Annotated in this window: 14 protein-coding genes, 1 tRNA gene and 1 pseudogene; 13 read left to right on the top strand and 3 right to left on the bottom strand. The window is 69.9% G+C overall.

Annotated features, from left to right (window positions below):
- The first annotated feature begins 44 nt into the window (after positions 1-44).
- From ACK4ZD_RS09410 to ACK4ZD_RS09390, 5 genes are all read left to right on the top strand, one after another.
- Positions 45-2546 carry an ABC transporter permease gene (locus ACK4ZD_RS09410; RefSeq protein ID WP_409660852.1) on the top strand — a complete coding sequence of 834 codons (2502 nt, stop codon included), beginning with the start codon at positions 45-47 and terminating at the stop codon, positions 2544-2546.
- Between the two features lie 120 nt (positions 2547-2666).
- Entirely contained in the window at positions 2667-3401 is a 735-nt protein-coding gene (locus ACK4ZD_RS09405; protein WP_409660850.1) for a GGDEF domain-containing protein, read from the top strand.
- A gap of 4 nt (positions 3402-3405) precedes the next feature.
- Positions 3406-4230 (top strand): MinD/ParA family protein, encoded by an 825-nt coding sequence (locus tag ACK4ZD_RS09400; RefSeq protein WP_409660848.1) that lies wholly within the window; start codon positions 3406-3408, stop codon positions 4228-4230.
- 71 nt (positions 4231-4301) lie between these two features.
- Complete coding sequence (locus tag ACK4ZD_RS09395; RefSeq protein WP_409660846.1) at positions 4302-5648, top strand: M48 family metalloprotease; 1347 nt, start codon at positions 4302-4304, stop codon at positions 5646-5648.
- Between the two features lie 7 nt (positions 5649-5655).
- Positions 5656-6069, top strand: coding sequence for a group II truncated hemoglobin (locus ACK4ZD_RS09390; RefSeq protein ID WP_409660844.1), 414 nt, complete (start codon positions 5656-5658; stop codon positions 6067-6069).
- Between the two features lie 10 nt (positions 6070-6079).
- On the opposite strand, the gene ppc is transcribed toward ACK4ZD_RS09390, so the two are convergent.
- A complete protein-coding gene (gene ppc, locus ACK4ZD_RS09385; RefSeq protein WP_409660841.1) occupies positions 6080-8890 on the bottom strand; it encodes a phosphoenolpyruvate carboxylase in 2811 nt (936 codons plus the stop codon).
- Between the two features lie 122 nt (positions 8891-9012).
- Here ppc and hemC point away from each other — a divergent pair, with 122 nt between their 5' ends.
- The 5 genes from hemC to ACK4ZD_RS09360 all read left to right on the top strand — a co-directional run bounded on the left by hemC (position 9013) and on the right by ACK4ZD_RS09360 (position 13312).
- Positions 9013-9996 (top strand): hydroxymethylbilane synthase, encoded by a 984-nt coding sequence (hemC, locus tag ACK4ZD_RS09380; RefSeq protein WP_409660838.1) that lies wholly within the window; start codon positions 9013-9015, stop codon positions 9994-9996.
- 2 nt (positions 9997-9998) lie between these two features.
- Positions 9999-10790, top strand: coding sequence for a uroporphyrinogen-III synthase (locus tag ACK4ZD_RS09375; protein ID WP_409660836.1), 792 nt, complete (start codon positions 9999-10001; stop codon positions 10788-10790).
- Positions 10791-10814: 24 nt separating this feature from the next.
- Positions 10815-11933 (top strand): uroporphyrinogen-III C-methyltransferase, encoded by a 1119-nt coding sequence (locus ACK4ZD_RS09370; protein ID WP_409660833.1) that lies wholly within the window; start codon positions 10815-10817, stop codon positions 11931-11933.
- Positions 11934-11950: 17 nt separating this feature from the next.
- Positions 11951-13198, top strand: a complete 1248-nt coding sequence (locus tag ACK4ZD_RS09365; protein WP_409660830.1) for a heme biosynthesis HemY N-terminal domain-containing protein — start codon at positions 11951-11953, stop codon at positions 13196-13198.
- A 37-nt stretch (positions 13199-13235) separates the two neighbouring features.
- Positions 13236-13312, top strand: a tRNA-Arg gene (locus tag ACK4ZD_RS09360).
- A 160-nt stretch (positions 13313-13472) separates the two neighbouring features.
- On the opposite strand, the gene ACK4ZD_RS09355 is transcribed toward ACK4ZD_RS09360, so the two are convergent.
- Positions 13473-13823 (bottom strand): HU family DNA-binding protein, encoded by a 351-nt coding sequence (locus ACK4ZD_RS09355; RefSeq protein ID WP_409660827.1) that lies wholly within the window; start codon positions 13821-13823, stop codon positions 13473-13475.
- A gap of 221 nt (positions 13824-14044) precedes the next feature.
- Here ACK4ZD_RS09355 and ACK4ZD_RS09350 point away from each other — a divergent pair, with 221 nt between their 5' ends.
- Positions 14045-15067, top strand: coding sequence for an AraC family transcriptional regulator (locus ACK4ZD_RS09350; RefSeq protein ID WP_409660824.1), 1023 nt, complete (start codon positions 14045-14047; stop codon positions 15065-15067).
- A 44-nt stretch (positions 15068-15111) separates the two neighbouring features.
- Here the strand turns inward: ACK4ZD_RS09350 and ACK4ZD_RS09345 are convergent, their stop codons facing one another.
- Positions 15112-16107, bottom strand: coding sequence for an alpha/beta fold hydrolase (locus ACK4ZD_RS09345; protein ID WP_409660821.1), 996 nt, complete (start codon positions 16105-16107; stop codon positions 15112-15114).
- 196 nt (positions 16108-16303) lie between these two features.
- Between ACK4ZD_RS09345 and ACK4ZD_RS09340 the strand changes: the two genes are divergently transcribed.
- Entirely contained in the window at positions 16304-17968 is a 1665-nt protein-coding gene (locus ACK4ZD_RS09340) for a long-chain fatty acid--CoA ligase (protein ID WP_409660818.1), read from the top strand.
- 177 nt (positions 17969-18145) lie between these two features.
- Positions 18146-19411, top strand: a pseudogene (locus ACK4ZD_RS09335) (3-hydroxyacyl-CoA dehydrogenase NAD-binding domain-containing protein); the annotation flags it as partial.
- Positions 19412-19419 lie beyond the last annotated feature (8 nt).

Genomic DNA, 19419 nt, shown 5'->3' with positions numbered 1-19419 from the left:
CAAGCCCTCCACCTCCCATGCTGCAGCACATCCTCCCCCTTGCCATGCGCCAGACCCTGCGCGACTTCCGCGCGGGTGAACTGCGGCTGCTGGTCGTGGCCGTGATGCTGGCCGTGGCGGCGCTCACCGCGGTGGGCTTCTTTGCCGACCGGCTCAAGAACGGCCTGAACCGCGACGCTGCCCAGCTCTTGGGGGGCGATGCTCTCGTCGCCAGCGACCAGCCCATGCCCGAGGCCTTCGTCGAACGGGCCCGCTCGCAGGGGCTGCGCCAGGCCCGCACCGTGGCCTTTCCCAGCATGGCGCGTGCGCCGCAGGCCCAGGGCGGGGCCACCCGGCTGGTGGCGGTGAAGGCCGTGAGCGACGACTACCCGCTGCGCGGCCGCTTGCGCGTGGCCCCGGCGCCCGGCCAGGCCGACGCACCGGCCCAGGGTGTGCCGGCCCGCGGCAGCGTGTGGGTCGATGCGGCCCTGCTCGAGGCCCTGCAATTGGCCGTGGGCGACACCCTGCTGCTGGGGGACGCGGCCTTGCGCATCGAGCGCGTGATCACGCTCGAACCCGATCGTGGTGCCGGCTTCATGGCCTTTGCCCCGCGTGTGATGCTTCACGAGGCCGATCTGGCCGCCACCGCCCTGATCCAGCCTGCCAGCCGCGTCACCTACCGTCTGGCCGTGGCCGCACCGCCGGGGCGGGATGCCGAGATCGGCCGCTACCTCACCTGGGCACGGGCCCACATCGAGGAGGCGGGCCTGCGTGGCGTGCGCCTGGAGTCGCTGGACAACGGCCGTCCGGAGATGCGCCAGACGCTGGACCGGGCCGAGCGTTTCCTGAACCTGGTCGCGCTGCTGGCCGCCTTGCTGGCGGCGGTGGCGGTGGGCATCGCGGCGCGCGACTTCGCGTCACGCCACCTCGACGACTGCGCGATGCTGCGCGTGCTGGGCCTGCCACAGCGCACCATCGCCTGGAGCTATGCCCTGGAGTTCACCTTCGTGGGCCTGCTGGCCAGCACCCTGGGCGTGTCGGTGGGCTATGCCGTGCACCACGTCTTCGTGGCCCTGCTGGCCGGCCTGGTCGAGACCACCCTGCCGGCCAGCAGCGCTTGGCCGGCCGTCTTCGGCCTGGGCGTGGGCCTGACCCTGCTGTTCGGCTTCGGCCTGCCGCCGGTGCTGCAACTGGCCCAGGTGCCGGCGGTGCGCGTCATCCGTCGCGAGATGGGCGAACTGCGGCCGGCCTCCCTGGGGGTGCTGGCCGCCGGCGCCCTGGGCTTTGCCGCCTTGCTGGTGGCTGCCTCCAGCGACCTGCGCCTGGGTCTGATCGCCGTCGGAGGTTTTGCCGGCGCGATCGCACTGTTCGCCCTGGCGGGCTGGGTGGCGGTGCAGATCCTGCGCCGCACCGTGGTGGAGTTGCACGTGCCGCGCTGGCTGCGCCTGGCCACGCGCCAGGTGGCTGCCCGCCCGGGCTTTGCGGTGCTGCAGGTCTCTGCCCTGGCCGTGGGCCTGCTGGCCCTGGTGCTTCTGGTGCTGCTGCGCACCGACCTGATCGCCAGTTGGCGTCAGGCCACGCCGCCCGATGCGCCCGACCGCTTCGTGATCAACATCCAGCCCGAGCAGGCCCAGGCCTTCCGCGAGCGGCTCACGCAGGCTGGCTTGGAGGGCTTCGACTGGTACCCGATGATCCGGGGCCGGCTCGTGAGCGTGAACGGCCGGCCGGTGAACCCCGAGGCCTACACCGAGGACCGCGCGCGCCGCCTGGTCGACCGCGAGTTCAACCTCAGCCATGCCGCGGCGATGCCGGTGCACAACGGGCTGGCTGCCGGCCGCTGGACGCCCGAGGCGGCCGATGAGATCAGCCTGGAGGAGGGCATCGCCCGGACCCTGGGCCTGAACCTGGGCGACGTCCTGGTCTTCGACATCGCCGGGATGCCGGTGCAGGCCCGCATCACCAGCCTGCGCCGGGTGGACTGGGCCTCGATGCGGGTCAACTTCTTCGCGATGTTCCCTCGCAGCCGCATGGACGAGCTGCCCTCGACCTACATCGCCGCGTTTCGCGCGCCGCCGCAGGCCGGATTCGACAACGCCCTGATCCGGGAGTTTCCGAACATCACCAATGTGGATGTCTCAGCCTCCATTGGCCAGGTGCAGCGGGTGCTCGATCAGGTCATCCGTGCGGTGGAGTTCCTCTTCGGCTTCACGCTGGCCGCCGGGGTGGTGGTGCTGTTCGCGGCGGTGACGGCCACCCGCCAGACGCGCGAGCGGGAGTTTGCGCTGATGCGCGCGATGGGGGCGGGCAGCCGCCTGCTCTCGCGGGTGCAGCGTGCCGAGCTGGTGGGCGTGGGCGCTCTGGCCGGTGCCCTGGCCGCGGGGGCGGCCATCGCGGTGGGGTGGGCGCTGGCCCGCTATGCCTTCGAGTTCCACTGGGCGCCTTCGCCGTGGGTACCGCTGGCCGGCATGGGGGCAGGGGCGGGGCTGGCGTTGGCCGCTGGCTGGTGGGGGCTGCGCGAGGTGCTGCGCCGGCCGGTGGTGGAAACGTTGCGCAAGGCGGCGCTGTAGCGCTCAAGTCCGGGGTCGGCGTGTCGATAAGCCGGAAAATCGGCGTTCAATTCCCCGGGCCGGGCCCGGGGGGCTCGCTGCTAGACTGGATTCCACCGCTGCGCCGAAGCCAAGCACTCCGTGCCAACCGCCGCTCTGACCCACGACGCCCTGCGCCTGACCGAGCTCAAGCTCGAACAGGCGCTGAGCCTTTTGCAGCAGGCGGGATATCCCTTGCCTTCTCTGGCCGAAGCTCCGGCGACGATCGCGCTGCAGGCCATCATCGACGGCCTGTGTGACCTGTCGCTGCGCGACGCTCTCACCGGCTTGGCCAATCGTCGCCACTTCCGGGCGGTGCTCGAGCGCGAGATCGATCGTGTGGCGCGGACTGGCGAGTCGGCCTTGCTGCTGGTGGTCGACATCGACCACTTCAAGCACGTCAACGACACCCACGGCCATGCGGCCGGGGACGTGGTCATCCAGGCCGTCGGACAGCGCTTGTCCGAGTGCGTGCGACCGATGGATACGGTGGCGCGTTTTGGCGGCGAGGAGTTCGCGATGGTGCTGCCCAACTGCCATCCGGTCTACGGTGAAGCCGTGGCCGAGCGCATTCGCCGTACCATCGAGGGCCGCGCGATCCGCCTGCCATCGGGGCAGGATGTCCACGTCACCGTCAGCATCGGAGGAGCCTTCGCGCCCCAATGGGTGCGCTCGTCGGCGGCCTTGTGGACCGAACGCGCCGATCTGCAGCTCTACTGCGCCAAGACCGAGGGGCGTAACCGCGTCTGCCTCGAGCAATCCGTGGTCAGCAGCGTCAGCAGCGAGGAGAAATCCCTGCTCTTCGGTGTGACGGCCTGGGACGACAGCCTTGAATAAGCCCATGAACAGCCCAGACTCCAGCCCGTCGCTTCCTTTGCCCGGCGCCCAGCGCGCGTGGGTGCTGGCCGTCACCAGCGGCAAGGGGGGCGTGGGCAAGACCTTCGTCTCGGCCAACGTGGCGGCAGCGCTGGCCCGTCGCGGCCACCGCGTGCTCGTGCTCGATGCCGACCTCGGGCTGGCCAACCTCGACGTGGTGCTCAACCTGTACCCCAAGATCACGCTGCACGACGTCTTCACAGGCAAGGCCACCCTGGACGAGGCCGTGCTCAGGGCGCCGGGCGGCTTCTCGGTGCTGCTGGCCGGCTCGGGCCTGGTCGAATACTCGCGCCTCACGCCCGAGGTGCGCGAACAACTGCAACGTGTGGTGGCCTCGCTCATCCCGCGCTACGATTTCGTGCTGCTCGACACCGGTGCGGGCATCTCTGACGTCGTGCTCTACGCCATCTCCCTGGCCGACGACGTGCTGGTGGTGGCCACGCCCGAGCCCACCTCGCTCACCGATGCCTACGCCACCATCAAGGTGCTGGCCACCCAGCAGCGCCGTCGCTTGCTGCATGTGGCGGTCAACCAGGTCACCAAGTCCGGCGACGGCAGGATCGTCACCCACCAGCTCCAGCAGGTGGTCGACCGCTTCGTCGCCACCCCCCAGGGCGAGCCGGTGAAGCTCGTGCTGGCCGGCGACATCCCCAGCGACGCCGCGGTGCGCGAGGCCTTGCAGCGCCGTCAGCTGCTGTTCGAGAGCCTGCCCGGCAGTGCGGCGGCCCAGGCTGTGGCCGCGCTGGCCGGGCGCATCGAGGCGGCCGCGCCCGCCCCGGTCACGTCCTGAAACCCTGCGCGGGGCACGCGCGCAGGCGGCTTCCTACAATGGGTGTCCCTTCGACACCCGAAAGGACGCTCATGGATCCCCGCGCACTCGCCCAACGCCTGGCCCGCAACCGCCTGAGCCGCCGGGATGCCCTGTGGCTCCTGGGCGCGAGCACGGGGGTCGTGGCGGCCCCCTGGCTGCAGGGCTGCGCCACCTCGCCCGTCACCGGACAGACCATCGTCGTGGGCATGAGCGAGACCCAGGAACGCCAGGTCGATGCCCAGGTCTCGCCCCACCAGTTCTCCCAGGACCTCGGGCCCGTGCAGGATGCCGCCGTCAATGACTATGTGGTGTCGGTGGGCCGCAGCCTGCAGACCCACACCCACCGGCCGCAGATGCCCTATTCGTACCGCGTGCTCAACGCCAACCATGTCAATGCCTACACCTTCCCGGCCGGGGCCATGGGCGTGACGCGTGGCATCCTGGTCGAGATGGACGACGAGGCCCAATTGGCTGCGCTGCTGGGCCACGAGATGGGCCATGTGAACGCCCGCCACGCCGCGCAGCGCCAGGGCCAGGCCCTGATCGCGCAGTCGGTGGTGGCGGGCCTCAACGTGGCCGCCTCGAATTCGCAATGGGGCGGCCTCGTGGGCCTGGGCAGCCAGATCGGCGCCAGCGCGTTGCTGGCCAGCTATTCGCGCGACAACGAGCGCGAGGCCGACGCCCTGGGTCAGGCGTACATGGTGCGGGCCGGCTACCCGGCCGGTGGCATGACGGCGCTGCACCAGATCCTGGTGGACCAGGAAAAGGCCCGGCCCAGCCTGCTGCAGACCATGTTCTCCTCCCATCCGATGAGCACCGAACGGCGCGACACTGCACGCCGCCTGGCGCAGGAGCGCTACGGCGCCAGCGCCTCGCGGCCCGTGCAGCGCGAGCGCTACATGGACCAGACGGCCTCGCTGCGGCGCCTGAAGCCCACCATCGAGGCCTGCCAGCGCGGTGAGACGGCGATGGCGCGCAAGTCCTACGATGAAGCGGCCGCGGCCTTCACCCGAGCCCTGACACTCACGCAGGAGGACTACGCGGCCAACCTGCGCATGGCCCAGTGCCTGCAGGCCCAGGGCCGCCATCGCGACGCGCTGCGCTATGCCGAGGCGGCCAAGACCCTCTACCCGCAGGAGGCTCAGGCCCGCAAGCTCACCGGTGTGCTGGCCCTGGTGGAAGGCGATCCGGGCAGGGCCCATGCCGAACTGCTGGCCTTCGATCGCCTGCTGCCCGGCGACCCGGGCGTGACCTTCCTGCGCGGCGTGGCCCTGGAGGGCCTGGGCGAGCGCGAAGCCGCCGCGCGCCAGTACCACGCCTTCCTGCGCCTGGGGGCGCAGGGGCAGGCCGCCCAATACTCCGCCAGTCGCCTGAAGGCCTGGGGCTACGTGAAGTGAAGACTCGATGACCCCGAATCCCCCTGATCAAGCCACCCAACCCGAGACAGCCTACGAGTGGGTCGGCGGCGAAGCTGCCGTGCGTGCCCTGGTGGACCGCTTCTACGACCTGATGGACCTGGAGCCGGCCTATGCCGAACTGCGCGCGCTGCACCCCACCACGCTGGAGGGCTCGCGCGACAAGCTGTTCTGGTTCCTGTGCGGCTGGCTGGGCGGGCCGCAGCATTACGTCGAGCGCTTCGGCCACCCGCGCCTGCGCGCGCGTCACCTGCCGTTTCCCATCGGCATCAGGGAGCGCGACCAGTGGCTGGCCTGCATGGACCAGGCCATGCAGGAACTGCAGCTCGATCCGGCCCTGGTGAACCGCCTGCGCGAAACCTTCTTCAATACCGCCGACTGGATGCGCAACAAGGGCGGCTGAGGCTGGGGGCTCAGCCCGTGTTGCGCAGACCGGCGGCGATCCCGTTGATCGAGATGTGGATGCCGCGCTGCACGCGCTCATGCACCTCGCCGGCGTCTTTCTGCTGCCGGTAGCGCCGCATCAGCTCCACCTGCAGGTGGTTGATGGGGTCGAGGTAGGGGAAGCGGTGCTCGATGGAGCGTGCCAGCGCCGGGTTGGACGCCAGGCGCTGCTTCTCACCGGTGATCAGTGCCAGGGCCTCGTGCGTGCGCTGCCATTCGGCCTCGATGGCCTTGAAGATGCGCCGGCCCAGGCGCTTGTCCTCGACCAGCTCCACGTAGCGCGAGGCCACGGCCAGGTCGGTCTTGGCCAGCACCATGTCCATGTTCGACAGCAGGGTGCGGAAGAAGGGCCACTGGCGGTGCATGCGCGTCAGCAGGGCGAGCCGTTCCTTGCGCTGAGCACCCTGGCCCAGGTAGGCCTCGATGGCCGAGCCGAAGCCGTACCAGCCCGGCAGCGCCACACGGCATTGCCCCCACGAGAAACCCCAGGGGATGGCGCGCAAGTCCTCGATCGCGCGCGTGGCCTTGCGCGAGGCCGGGCGCGAGCCGATGTTGAGTTCGGCGATCTCGCGGATGGGCGTGGCGGCGAAGAAGTAGTCGGTAAAGCCCGGCGTCTCATAGACCAGCTTGCGGTAGGCCTTCATGCTGGCCTCCGACAGGGCCTGCGCGGCCTCCAGGAAGGCCTTCGGCGCGCTCTTGGTGGGGTGCAGTAGTGTGGCCTCCAGCGTGGCGGCCACCAGCGTCTCGAGGTTGCGCAGGCCGATCTCCGGGTTGGCGTACTTCGAGGCGATCACCTCGCCCTGCTCGGTCAGCCGGATCTGGCCGTTCACCGTGCCGGGGGGCTGGGCCAGGATGGCCTGGTAGCTCGGGCCGCCGCCGCGGCCCACCGTGCCGCCACGGCCGTGGAAGAGCCGCAGCGTGATGCCGTGCTCGGCCTTGAGGCGGTTGAAGTGCTCCACCAGCTCGATTTCGGCTCGGTAGAGCTCCCAGTTGCTGGTGAAGTAGCCGCCGTCCTTGTTGCTGTCGCTGTAGCCGAGCATGATGTCTTGCTCGCCGCCGCTGCGCTTGACCAGGTCGAGCACGCCGGGCAGCGCATAGAAGGTGCGCATGATGGGGCCGGCCTGGCGCAGGTCGCCAATGGTCTCGAACAGCGGCACGACGATGAGGTCGGCCACGGCATCCTCGCCCAGGGTGCCGCGCATCAGCCCGGCCTCCTTCTGCAGCAGCAGCACCTCCAGCAGGTCGCTCACCGTCTCGGTGTGGCTGATGATGTAGTGGCGGATCGCCTCGGGGCCGAAGCGCTCGCGCATCACCCGGGCCGTCTCGAAGATGGCGAGTTCGGATTCGGTGTGCTCGCTGTAGGTGGCGCCACGCACGCGCAGCGGCCGCGGGTCGCGCAACTGCTGGACGAGCAGTTCGATCTTGTGGATCTCGTGCAGGTGCGCGTAGCCCGACTCCACCCGCGCGCGTTCCAGCAGTTCGGCCACCACGGCCTCGTGTTTGTCCGAGCTCTGCCGCAGGTCCACCGTGGCCAAGTGAAAGCCGAACACCTGTACCGCTCGCATCAGCGGGCGCAGGCGCACCTCGGCCAGGGCCGTGCCGTGGTGATGCGCCAGCGAGTCGTCGATGACGCGCAGGTCGGCCAAGAACTCGCCGGCGCCGGCGTAGGGCGTGGACGGCGCCACCGCGTGGCGCAGCGCCTCGGTGCCGGTGAGGTGCGACAGCGTGGCCGCCAGACGCGCATACATGCCGATCAGCGCACGCCGGTAGGGCTCGTCGCGGCGATGTTCGTTGGTGTCAGGCGAACGCTCGGCCAGCGCCGCCAGCGCGGGCGTCACGTCCACCAGCATCGCCGAGACCGACAGCTCGGCCCCCAGCGCATGCACCTCGGTGAGGTAGTAGCGCAGGGCCGTCTCGGCTTGCTGGCGCAGCGCGAACTCCAGCGTCGCGGCGGTGACATTGGGATTGCCGTCGCGGTCGCCGCCGATCCAGTTGCCCATGCGGAAGAAGGGCGCGATGTCGAAGCCGGGCAGGGCGCGCTCCAGGCTGCGGTACATGCGGGGGATCTGCCGCAGGAAGGTGGTGTGGTAATAGCTCAACGCGTTCTCGATCTCGTTGGCCACCGTGAGCTTGGTGTAGCGCAGCATGCGCGTTTGCCACAGCTGCGTCACGCGCGCGCGGATCTGGGCCTCGTTGTCGTCCAGCTCGCGCTGGGTGTGCAGCTCGTCGCGCTGGTGGATCAGCTCGGCGATGGCGCGCTCGGCGTCCAGGATGGACTTGCGCTGCACCTCGGTGGGGTGGGCCGTGAGCACCGGGGAGATGTAGGCACGCTGCAGCGTGCGTGCGATGTCCTCGGCGCGCACGCCGCCTTCGGCAAGGCGCTCGAAGCTGTAGGCGAGCGAGCCTTCCTGCACATGGCCCTGGCGCTCGTGGTGCTCGCGCCGGCGCACGTGATGGCGGTCCTCGGCGATGTTGGCCAGGTGAGAGAAGTAGCTGAACGCGCGGATCACTGACACCGTCTGGTCGCTGCTCAGATTCTTCAGCAGCCGGTCCAGCGCGCGGCCGGCCTGGGCATCGCGCTTGAGCCGGTAGGCCACCGAGAGCTGGCGGATGCGCTCGATCAGCTCGTAGGCCTCGCGCCCTTCCTGCTCGCGGATCACGTCGCCCAGGATGCGGCCCAGCAGCCGGATGTCCTCGACCAGCGGACGGTTCTTCTCGGCGGCATCGGCCTCGATGCGCTTCGCGCGGGGCCGGGCGGGTGCGGTGCGGGCGGCGGGCATGGGTACCTCGGGGTGGCTGGCGATGGTAACTAAATTACAAGCCCAGGATGGTAGCACCGCCGCGGCCATGGGCGGGCATCGCACCGCCTGGTGCCCTCTGGTGCCTCGGGTAGCATCCGGCCATGATCACGTCTGAGCCTTCCTCCTCCTCCGGCCCCGTCGCGGCGAATGCCCGCTGGGTCATCGCCACCCGCGAAAGCCGCCTGGCCCTGTGGCAGGCGCGGCATGTGCAGACCCTGCTCGAGCAGCGCTTCGGTCATCGCGTCGGGCTGCTGGGCATGACCACGCGCGGCGACCAGATCCTCGACCGCACGCTGTCCAAGGTGGGTGGCAAGGGCCTGTTCGTCAAAGAGCTGGAAGTGGCGCTCGAGGAAGGCCGAGCCCACCTCGCTGTGCACTCGCTCAAGGACGTCCCGATGGAGCTGCCCGAAGGCTTCTTGCTGGCTGCCGTGCTCGAGCGCGAGGATCCGCGAGATGCCTTCGTCTCGACGCGGCATGCCAATCTGGCCAGCCTGCCGGCGGGGGCGGTGGTGGGCACCTCCAGCCTGCGCCGCCTGGTGCAGTTGCGTGCGCGCCGGCCCGACCTGCGCATCGAGCCATTGCGAGGCAACCTCGACACCCGGCTGCGCAAGCTCGACGAGGGGCAGTACGACGCCATCGTGCTGGCCGCAGCCGGCTTGAAGCGCCTGGGCCTGTCCGGGCGCATCCGCACGGTCTTCGAGCCCGAGGAGATGCTGCCGGCGGCGGGGCAGGGGGCCCTGGGCCTGGAGATCCGGGCCGATCAGGGCGAATTGCGCGAAGCGCTGGCCACGCTCGTACACCGCCCCACCTGGCTGGCGGTGCATGCCGAGCGCGCCGTCTCGCGCGCCCTGGGGGGCAGTTGCAGCGTGCCGCTGGCGGCCCATGCGCTGTGGCAGCACGAGGAGCTCGTGCTGCATGCTGCCCTGGGCGACCCGGACGCCGAGCCGCTTGGCCTGCTGCAGGTGCGCTGTGCCGCAGCGGTCGCCGACACCGAGGCAGCCACACGGCTGGGCATGCAGGCCGCCGCCCGGTTGCGCGAGCTTGGGGCCGAGGCGCTGCTGGCCCGCCTGGCGTCGAGCGCCTGAGGATGGCGGTGCTCCCCCCATGCCTGCTCGTCACGCGCCCTGCGGCGCAGGCCGGTGACTGGGTCCAGCGACTGCAGGCGCTGGGCGTGCCAGCGCGGGCCCTGCCGCTGATCGCGATCGCCGCGCCAGCCGATATGAGCGCCGTGCACCAGGCCTGGGCAGAACTGCCGGGGCGCAATCTGGTCGTCTTCGTCAGCCCCAGCGCCGTCGAGCAGTTCTTTGCCCAGGCCCCCGGCGGGGCGCGCTGGCCAAACGGTGTGCGGGTGGCCACGCCCGGGCCCGGCACCGATGCCGCGCTGGCGCGCGCCGGCGTGCCCGAGGCGCTGCGTTTGCGGCCGGCCGACGATGCCGAGCAGCTCGACTCCGAATCGCTGTGGGCCGTGCTGCGCGGCGAGCCCTGGGCGCGGCGTCGCGTGCTCATCGTGCGCGGCGAGGGCGGGCGGCCCTGGCTGGCCGAGCGTCTGACCGAAGCCGGTGCGGTGGTCGACTTCCTCGGCGCCTACCGGCGCGGCCTGCCGGTGCTGGACCCGGCGGACACGACGCTGCTGCACACGGTGCTGGAGACGGCTGGCGAGGCGGTGTGGCTCTTCAGCAGCTCCCAGGCCATCGACCATCTGGCGAGTCTGGCGCAGGCCCAGGGTCTGCGGCCCGACTGGGCGCAGCAGGTGGCCATCGTCACCCACCCGCGCATCGGCGAGCGCGCCCGTGCCCTGGGCCTGCGCAGGGTCCTGGGTTCGCACCCGGCCCCCGACGCCGTGGCCGCGGCCTGGGCGCGCAGGCGCGATGCGCCATAGGTGCTCGATACAATGGCCCTCACCGTGAGCGACACCACTTCCCCCACCACCCCGCCGACCTCCCCCGATCCCCCGTCAGAGCGCGCGGCCGCGCCCGCTGCGCAGGCCGCTGCGGCGCCCGGCCAGGCCGCACCGCAGGCGGCCAGCCGTTCCCTGTGGTGGGTCGCCGTGGTCGGCCTGCTGTTGCTGGCCGTCGTGGGCCTCACGCTGGCCTACCAGGCGCAGCAGCAGGTCCAGGGCCTGGAGCGCGAACTCGTGCGCCGCCAGCAGGACAGCCAGGACCTTGCCACCGAAGCCCGGGCCGTGGCCCGGCAGGCGCAGGACGCCGCGCGCGAGGCCCTGGCCAAGGCCTCCGTGCTGGAGGCGCGCTTGGCCGAGGTGGCGCTGCAGCGCGACCAGCTCGACGAACTGCTGCAGGCCCTGTCGCGCTCGCGGGACGAGAACGTGCTTGTGGAGATCGAGGCGGCCCTGCGCGTGGCCGTGCAGCACTCGGCCATCACCGGCAGCGCCGAGCCTCTGCTGGCGGCCTTGCGCAGCGCCGACGAACGCCTGCAGCGCCTGAACCAGCCGCGGCTGGAGCGCGTGCGCCGTGCCATCGTCCAGGACGTGGAGCGCGCACGCGCCGTGGCCGTGGCCGACGTGCCTTCTCTGGTGGCGCGGCTCGACGAGGCCGCGCGTCTGGCCGACGAACTGCCCTTGCTGTCCAGCCCCGGCACGGGGGTGGCTGCACGCGCGTCGCGGTCCGAACCGTCGGCCAGCCAGGCCGCCGACGACTGGCCGGCCCGCGGCCGTGACTTCGCGGCCCGTGTATGGAGCGAGCTGCGCTCCCTCGTGCGCGTGACCCGCATCGATCAGCCCGAGGCCATGCTGATCGCGCCCGAACAGGCCTTCTTCCTGCGCGAGAACCTCAAGCTGCGGCTGCTCAACGCGCGCCTGGCCCTGCTGAGCCGGCAGTTCGAGACGGTGCAGGCCGACATGCGGCAGGCCCAGCAGGCGCTCGATCGCTATTTCGATCCGCGCTCGCGTCGGGTCATGCAGGTGGCCGACACGCTGCGCCAAGTGCAGGCCCAGGCCCGTGCGAGCCAGTTGCCGCGACCCGACGAGACGCTCGCGGCCTTGCAGGCCGTGCTGGCCACCCGCTGAGCGGAAGGCGTCCGGCCATGCGCAACGTCATCTGGATCCTTCTGCTCTTCGTGCTCGCGGTGGTGGCCGCGGGCGTGTTCGGGCGCAACGATGCCGTCGTCACGCTCTACTGGGCCCCGTGGCGGCTGGACCTGTCCTTCAACTTCTTCGTGCTGCTGTTGCTGCTGCTGTGCGCGGGCCTCTACCTCGCCTTGCAGACCCTGCACACGCTGATCGGCCTGCCGCGCCGCGCGCGCGAGTGGCGCATCGCAAGGCGCGACCACTACGCCCAGCAGGCCTTGCGCGAGGCCCTGGCGCTGTACTTCGGCGCCCGCTACAGCCGCTCCCACAAGGCCGCGCAGCGGGCCCTGACCATCCAGGGCGCCACGCCCGAGCTGCGCTCCGATGCCGAGTTCATCACGCTGGCGCGGCTGCTCGCCGCGGGCAGCCTGCACCGCCTGCAGGACCGCGCGGGCCGCGACGAACTCCTCAGGCAGGCCCTGGCCACGCCGGCGGCCGGCGGCAACGGCCGGGCTGCCGACGAGGGCGTGCGCCTGATGGCCGCGGAATGGGCGCTGGAGGATCGTGACGCCGAGCGGGCCCTGGAGCTGCTGGCCGAACTGCCGCCGGGCCTGGCACGGCGCACCCAGGCCCTGCGCCTGAAGCTGCAGGCCGCACGCCTGGCGCGCCAGCCGCTCGATGCCCTGCGCACGGCCCGGTTGCTGGCCAAGCACCAGGGCTTCTCGCAGGTGGCTGCGCAAGGTCTGCTGCGTTCGCTGGCGATGGAGGCTCTGGACACCGCACGCGATGCCGACCAGCTCCAGCGGGTGTGGGAACAGCTCGATGCCACCGACCGCCGCGACGCCTTCGTGGCGGCGCGTGCCGCCGCGGCCATGGCCGGCCACGGACGTGCGGCCGAGGCGCGTGCGATGCTCCAGCCGTTCTGGGACACGCCGCAGGGCCGCAGCGCCGAGGAGTGGCAGGCGCTGGCCGAGGCCTTCGTGCGCTCGCTCGAAGGCCTGGGCACCGACTGGCTGCCCCGCCTGGAGGCCGCGACACACGCCCACCCCACGCGCCCCGAGCTCACCTATGCGCTGGGCCGCGCACTGGCCCAGTTGCAGCTTTGGGGCAAGGCACGCCAGCAGCTCGAGCGCTGTGCCGACGACCCCGCGCTGCCGGCGCCGCAGCGGCGCAGCGCCTGGCGCCGCCTGGCCGAGATGGCCGAGCAGGACGAGGACCTCGAACGGGCGCGTGCCTGCTATCGACGCGCTGCACGCATCGAGTGATGACAAACGCGAAAAACGTGTTATAGTTTCGGTCTTCGCGGCTGTAGCTCAGTTGGATAGAGTACTTGGCTACGAACCAAGGGGTCGTGGGTTCGAATCCTGCCAGCCGCGCCAACTCCTCAAGGGCCTGATCCTGCACAAGGGATCAGGCCCTTGTTCTTTGCGGGGCTTGTGAACGCTGGGGCGAAGCAACCGCCGTCGGTCAATGCGAAGAAAAAAAGCCGGCAGGTGCCGGCTGTTCGACGTCAAAGCAGGGCCCTGAGGGCCCTGGAGGTCACTTGCCCTTCTTGGCTGCCTTCTTGGCAGCGGCCTTGGGCGCCGGGGCCTTGGCGGCCTTGCGGGTGGCCGCCTTGGGGTCGACGGCGGCCTTGAAGCCGGCACCCGGGGTGAACTTGGGCAGCTTGGCCGCGGCGATCTTGATCTTGTCGCCGGTGGCGGGGTTCACGCCGTTGCGGGCGGCGCGGGCGTGCTGCTTGAAGGAGCCGAAGCCCGGCAGGGTCACGGCCTCTCCCTTTTTGACGGTCGTGACGATCGCGTCGAGCAGGGTCTCGAGGATGCGGCCGGCCTCGGCCTTGGACAGATCGTGCTTGGAAGCCAGGTGTTCAACCAGTTCGGTCTTGTTCATGCGATGTGTTCAGCGTTGAAAAAAAGACGCCCGACCATGACGGGCGGGCCGATTGTGCCGCACATCTGGCCGAATTCCCCGCGAGCCGCATGAATTGATGCGCCTCGCACGCAGCGCATTGGCCCCTCCATGGTGAGAGGGTGGCGTGCAGGGCAAGAGTCCGGGAAGACGAGCGAGAATTCATCCTCACGTTGTCGTGCCAAGAAGGTGAGCACACCCCGATGTCCCCTCACGCCCGCTTTCCCAGGGTTTCGGCCCGCGTGGGCGCACTGATCATTCGGCGCGCCAGCGTCTTGGGCGTGGAGCCGGCGCAACTGATCGGCGGGACGGGTTTTGATGAGGCGTGGTTGAGCGAGACCGAGGCGCGCGTACCGCTTGCGATGGAGGAACTCTTGTGGGCTCGCGCGGCGGAATTGACCCACAGGCCAACGTTTGGCCTGTTTGCTGCCAGCCAGATTCGCCCGGGCGAGTTCGATGTGCTGGACTACGCCGTGCGCACCGCGCCCGATCTGCGCACGGCACTCCAGCGTCTGGCGCGCTACAACCGGCTTGTGCACGATCTCGCGGTTTTCGAGATCATCCCGATGGGTGAGACCACACGGATCGAGCATCGCTTCGACATCGTGGGCGCGCGGCCTTGTCCGCAAGCCGCAGAGTTCACCATGGCGTCGCTGGTGGTGGTGGCGTCTCAGCTCTGCGGTGAACCGGTGCATGCGCTGAGCGTTGAATTCGAGCATGCAGCACTGGACAAGGTCGATGCGTACCGATCCGTCTTTGGGGTCGTGCCCCGCTTCGAGTGTCCTGTCACCTGCCTGGTTCTGGCCAGTGAGCTGCTGGACCGCCCGGTGCCTGGCGCTGATCCAGGTTTGTCGCGCATCGTCACCTCCCACGCCGAGCAAGTACTGACAGTCAGCCTGCGGCCGCCGGAGAACATCACAGCACGGGTGCGCAGGGAACTGACCGAAGGCATGGCCCACGGGCGGACATCGCTGCAGGCAGTGGCTCGGCGCCTGAATCTGAGCGAGCGCAGCCTGCAGCGTCGGCTCGATGACCAAGGCACATGCTTTGCGGCTTTGATGGATGATGTGCGACGCGATCTGGCCATGCGCTACATAGCCGATGGGCGCCTGGCGCTCGGCGAGGTGGCCTACCTGCTGGGCTTTGCCGACCCGAGTTCTTTCCACCGTGCGTTCAAACGCTGGACCGGCATGACACCGGCGGCGGCTCGGCGTTCTCGGCTCTGACCTCCCACGCCCATCGGGGCGACGGTGACCTGCAGACGTCGGCATCACGGCGCACAGACGCGCGCAAGAAAGTCCAGCAGATGGGGCGCCACGCGTTCGGGCATTTCCAGGTGCGGGTAGTGCCCGGCTCCCTCGACCATCAGGGACTCGGCACCCAGTGCGCCGGCCAGCCAGCGGGCCTCGGCGGCGGGATCGGGAAAGTCGGGGTCCTGCGTGCCCATCACCACCAGGGCGGGCACGCGGCTGCGCGCAACGATGGCGGCGGTGTCGGCCTTGGACAGGCCGATCATCGTGCGCAGTGCCTCCATGCGGCCTGGTTCTCTGAGATTCGCGGCGAGCGCAGCTTTGACCTTGGCATGGTCCGCGGGCTTCCGAGACGGGAACAGGCTGTCCCAGAACGCCAGCCAAAACGCCACCCGCCACGGGCCGGCGAAGCCGACGGCGACCGCCATCTTGGCGAACCAGGAGGGTGCGCCGTCACGCACAACGGGCCCCAATAGAACGACTGCACGCACCCGTGCCGGCGCATCATGCGCGGCCCACAGCGCAGATCCCGCCGCAAACGAGTTGCCCAGGATCACGGCAGGGCCCGCATTCAAGTGGTCGATCAGCGCCAGGGCATCACGACCGACGGCCCGAGCGCCATAGTTGTTCCAACCTGTGGTCGTATCACCATGGCCACGGATGTCCATCGTGACGACGCGGTATCCAGCCTGCTGAAGCAGTGGTCGCAGAGCCCGATACTCCGAGCGCAGATCGCCCATCCCCGGAATGGCCAGCACCAGCGGTCCATTGCCGCCGGTGTCATCGTAAGCGATGCGGCCTGCGCCGACGTCCAGGTATCGGCTGCTGGGTTGGGGCAGGTCCGTTGCGGCCACAGGGTCCGTGGGCGTCGGTCTGTCCAACGCAGCCGCGGTGAGCGGGCGCTTGATCGAGGCATTCATCGTGAGGTTCCTTGGTTCGATCGATGATTCACTGTGCCGCAGCTCGAACTTCGCGGCCATGACGGCGGGCGCCAAAGTGTTGACCGCGGGCGACATCGGGGAAAGGCTGGGTCGCTCAGGGGGTGATTCGGGGTGTTTCCCAAAGGGAGGGATCCCGTGTCCAGCGAGCGAGCGCTGACGGACGGGGCCTCGGCTGAGGTGGTCCCAGGGAGAACCCGATTCACGCAGGTGACAGAAGGCGCTCACGCGCATGCCGGATACTCGAAGGCACAAGAGCTTCGAGGAGACTGCCATGTCCGACCGGCACTTCGCCTTCTGGCCGGAACACGCCACGCGGCACCTGCACGTGCCGCAGACGCATCTGTACCGCAACGTCGAAATCTCGGCGATGCGCTATCCCGACAAGCCGTTCCTGATCTTCTACGACACGCCGCTCACGTTCGCGCGCTTCCAGGACGAGACCGAGCGCATCGCAGGCTACCTGCACAGGGTGTGCGGCGTGCGCAAGGGAGACCGGGTGCTGCTCGACATGCAGAACAGTCCCCAGTTCATGCTGGCCTACTACGGCATCTTGCGTGCCGATGCGGTGGTCGTGCCGGTCAACCCGATGAACCTCACGGCGGAGCTGGAACACTACGCGCGCGACAGCGGCGCGCGCGTGGCCTTCGTGGCCCAAGAGCTCTACGGGCGCATGGAGCCCTTGCTGGGCCGTGCCCTCGACCATCTCATCGTGGCCACCTATGGCGACTATGCCACCGAGCCCACCGACCTGCCCGTGCCCGAGTTCGTGTCGGCTGCGCGCATGGCCCTCGGCACCCCCGGCGCCGTCGCCTGGAACGAGGTGATCGCCGCCAACCTGCGCCCCGGCCCGATCCTCGCCGGCCCGGACGATCTGGCCGTGATGCCCTACACCTCGGGCACCACCGGGCAGCCCAAGGGCTGCATGCACACCCATCGCACCACCATGTACAACGTGGCGGCCGGCAGCATCTGGTGGAAGGCCAACTCTGGCCAGGTGGGCATGGCCGTCTTGCCGCTCTTCCACGTCACCGGCATGCAATCCGGCATGAACGGGCCGCTGTACACCGGCAGCACCATCGTGGTGCTGCCTCGCTGGGACCGCGATGCCTGCGCGTTGTGCGTGCAAAAGCACGGCGTCTACGGTTTGGCCCTCATCACTGCGATGGTGATCGACTTCGTCTCCAATCCGCGCCTGCCCGAATACGACCTGAGCAGCCTGCGTCGCATCGCCGGCGGCGGTGCCGCCATGCCCAAGGCCGTGGCCCATGCGCTCGAGCACAAGCTGGGCCTGCGCTATGGCGAAGGCTATGGCATGACCGAGACCATGGCCGCCACGCACAGCAACCCGCCCGATGCCCCCAAGGCCCAGTGCCTGGGCGTGCCGCTGTTCGATGTGGACGCGCGCGTGGTCGACACGACGACCTGGCAGGAGCTGCCTCCGGGGGAGGTGGGCGAGATCGTCGTGCACGGCCCGCAGGTGATGCTGGGCTACTGGAACCAGCCCGAGGCCACGGCCCAGGCCTTCGTCGAGATCGACGGCAAGCGCTTCCTGCGCACCGGTGACCTGGGCACCACCGATGAGGACGGCTACTTCTTCTTCGTCGACCGACTCAAGCGCATGATCAACGCGGCCGGTTTCAAGGTTTGGCCCGCCGAGGTGGAGGCGCTGCTGTACCAGCACCCGGCCGTGCAGGAGGCCTGCGTCATCGCCGCCGTCGACCCGCGCCGCGGCGAAACCGTCAAGGCCGTGATCGTGCGCAAGCCCGGGGCGGCCGGCGAGGTGACCGAGCAGCAGATCATCGACTGGTCGCACGAGCACATGGCGGCCTACAAGGTGCCGCGCATCGTTCAGTTCGTCGACAGCCTGCCCAAGTCGGGCACCGGCAAGGTGATGTGGCGCGAGCTGCAGGAACGCGAGCGCCGCGCCGCGTCCTGAAGGCTGGTTTACAGCCGGCCCATGGCTGGCTAGGATGAAACGTTTTCAGCATCTTGTTCTGCAATGCAGAACATTCGTCTGGTGTCCTTCGGAGCTTTCATGAGCAGCGCCCCTTCTTCCTCCCGTCCTTCCCAGGCCGACGTGCCGCCGGAGGTCGCCGCCTTCATCGAGCGCGCCGAGCGCGTGGCCGCACAGATTCCCGACGTGCCGGCCGACACGCCGCTGCGTGCGGTGCGCAAGGTGGGCGTGATCGGCGCGGGCACCATGGGCGGCGGCATCACGATGAACTTCCTGAATGCCGGCGTGCCCGTGGTGCTGCTGGAGATGAAGCAGGAGGCGCTGGACCGCGGTCTGGCCACCATCCGCCGCAACTACGAGAACTCGATGAAGAAGGGCAAGCTCACGGCCGAGCAGGTCGAGGCGCGCATGGCCCTGATCACACCCACGCTGGCCTACGACGGCTTGCGCGATATCGATCTCGTCGTCGAGGCGGTGTTCGAGGACATGGGCGTCAAGGAAACGGTCTTCAAGACGCTCGATGAGGTCGTGCAGCCGGGCGCCATCCTGGCGTCGAATACCTCTTACCTCAACATCGACCGCATCGCCGCGTTCACCAAGCGCCCGCAGGACGTGCTGGGCCTGCACTTCTTCAGCCCGGCCAACGTGATGCGCCTGCTGGAAGTGGTGCGCGGAGCGAAGACGGCGCCCGACGTGCTGGCCACCAGCATGGCGCTGGCCAAGACCATCGGCAAAGTGGCGGTGGTGTCGGGCGTGTGCGACGGCTTCATCGGCAACCGCATGTTGGCGCGTTACGGTGCGGCTGCGCAGGGCCTGATCCACGCTGGGGCGTTGCCGCAGCAGGTCGACGGCGCTCTGCAGGCCTTCGGCATGGCCATGGGCCCCTTCCGCATGGGCGACCTGGCCGGTCTGGACATCGGCTGGGCCACCCGCAAGCGGCGTGCGGCCGAGGCAGGCGTGCCCCTGCAGCCCGTCGTGGCCGACATGCTCTGCGAGGCCGGCCGCTTCGGTCAGAAGACGGGTGCCGGCTGGTACCGCTACGAGGCCGGCAGCCGCGAGCCGCTGCCCGATCCGGTGACCGAGCAGCTCATCGCCGACTACCGCTCGGCCCGCGGTATCACGCCGCGCGCGATCAGCGACGAGGAGGTGGTGCAGCGCTGCATCTACGCCCTGGTGAACGAGGGCGCGCGCATCCTGGAGGAAGGCATCGCCGCACGGGCCTCGGACATCGACCTCGTCTATCTCCACGGCTACGGCTTTCCGAAGCATCGGGGCGGGCCGATGTACTACGCCGATACCGTGGGCCTGGCCGAGGTGCTGCGCTGTCTGGAGCGCTTTTCTGCCGAGCCGGGGGCCGACCCGTCCTGGCAGCCGGCCCCGCTGCTGCGTCGGCTGGCCGACCAGGGCCGAGGCTTCCACGCCTGACCCTGCAG

Origin of the sequence: Caldimonas sp., assembly GCF_046291045.1 — a bacterium.
GTDB lineage: Bacteria > Pseudomonadota > Gammaproteobacteria > Burkholderiales > Burkholderiaceae_C > Caldimonas.
The sequence above is the reverse complement of the archived record's forward strand: the minus strand, read 5'-3'. Positions and strand labels throughout refer to the sequence as shown.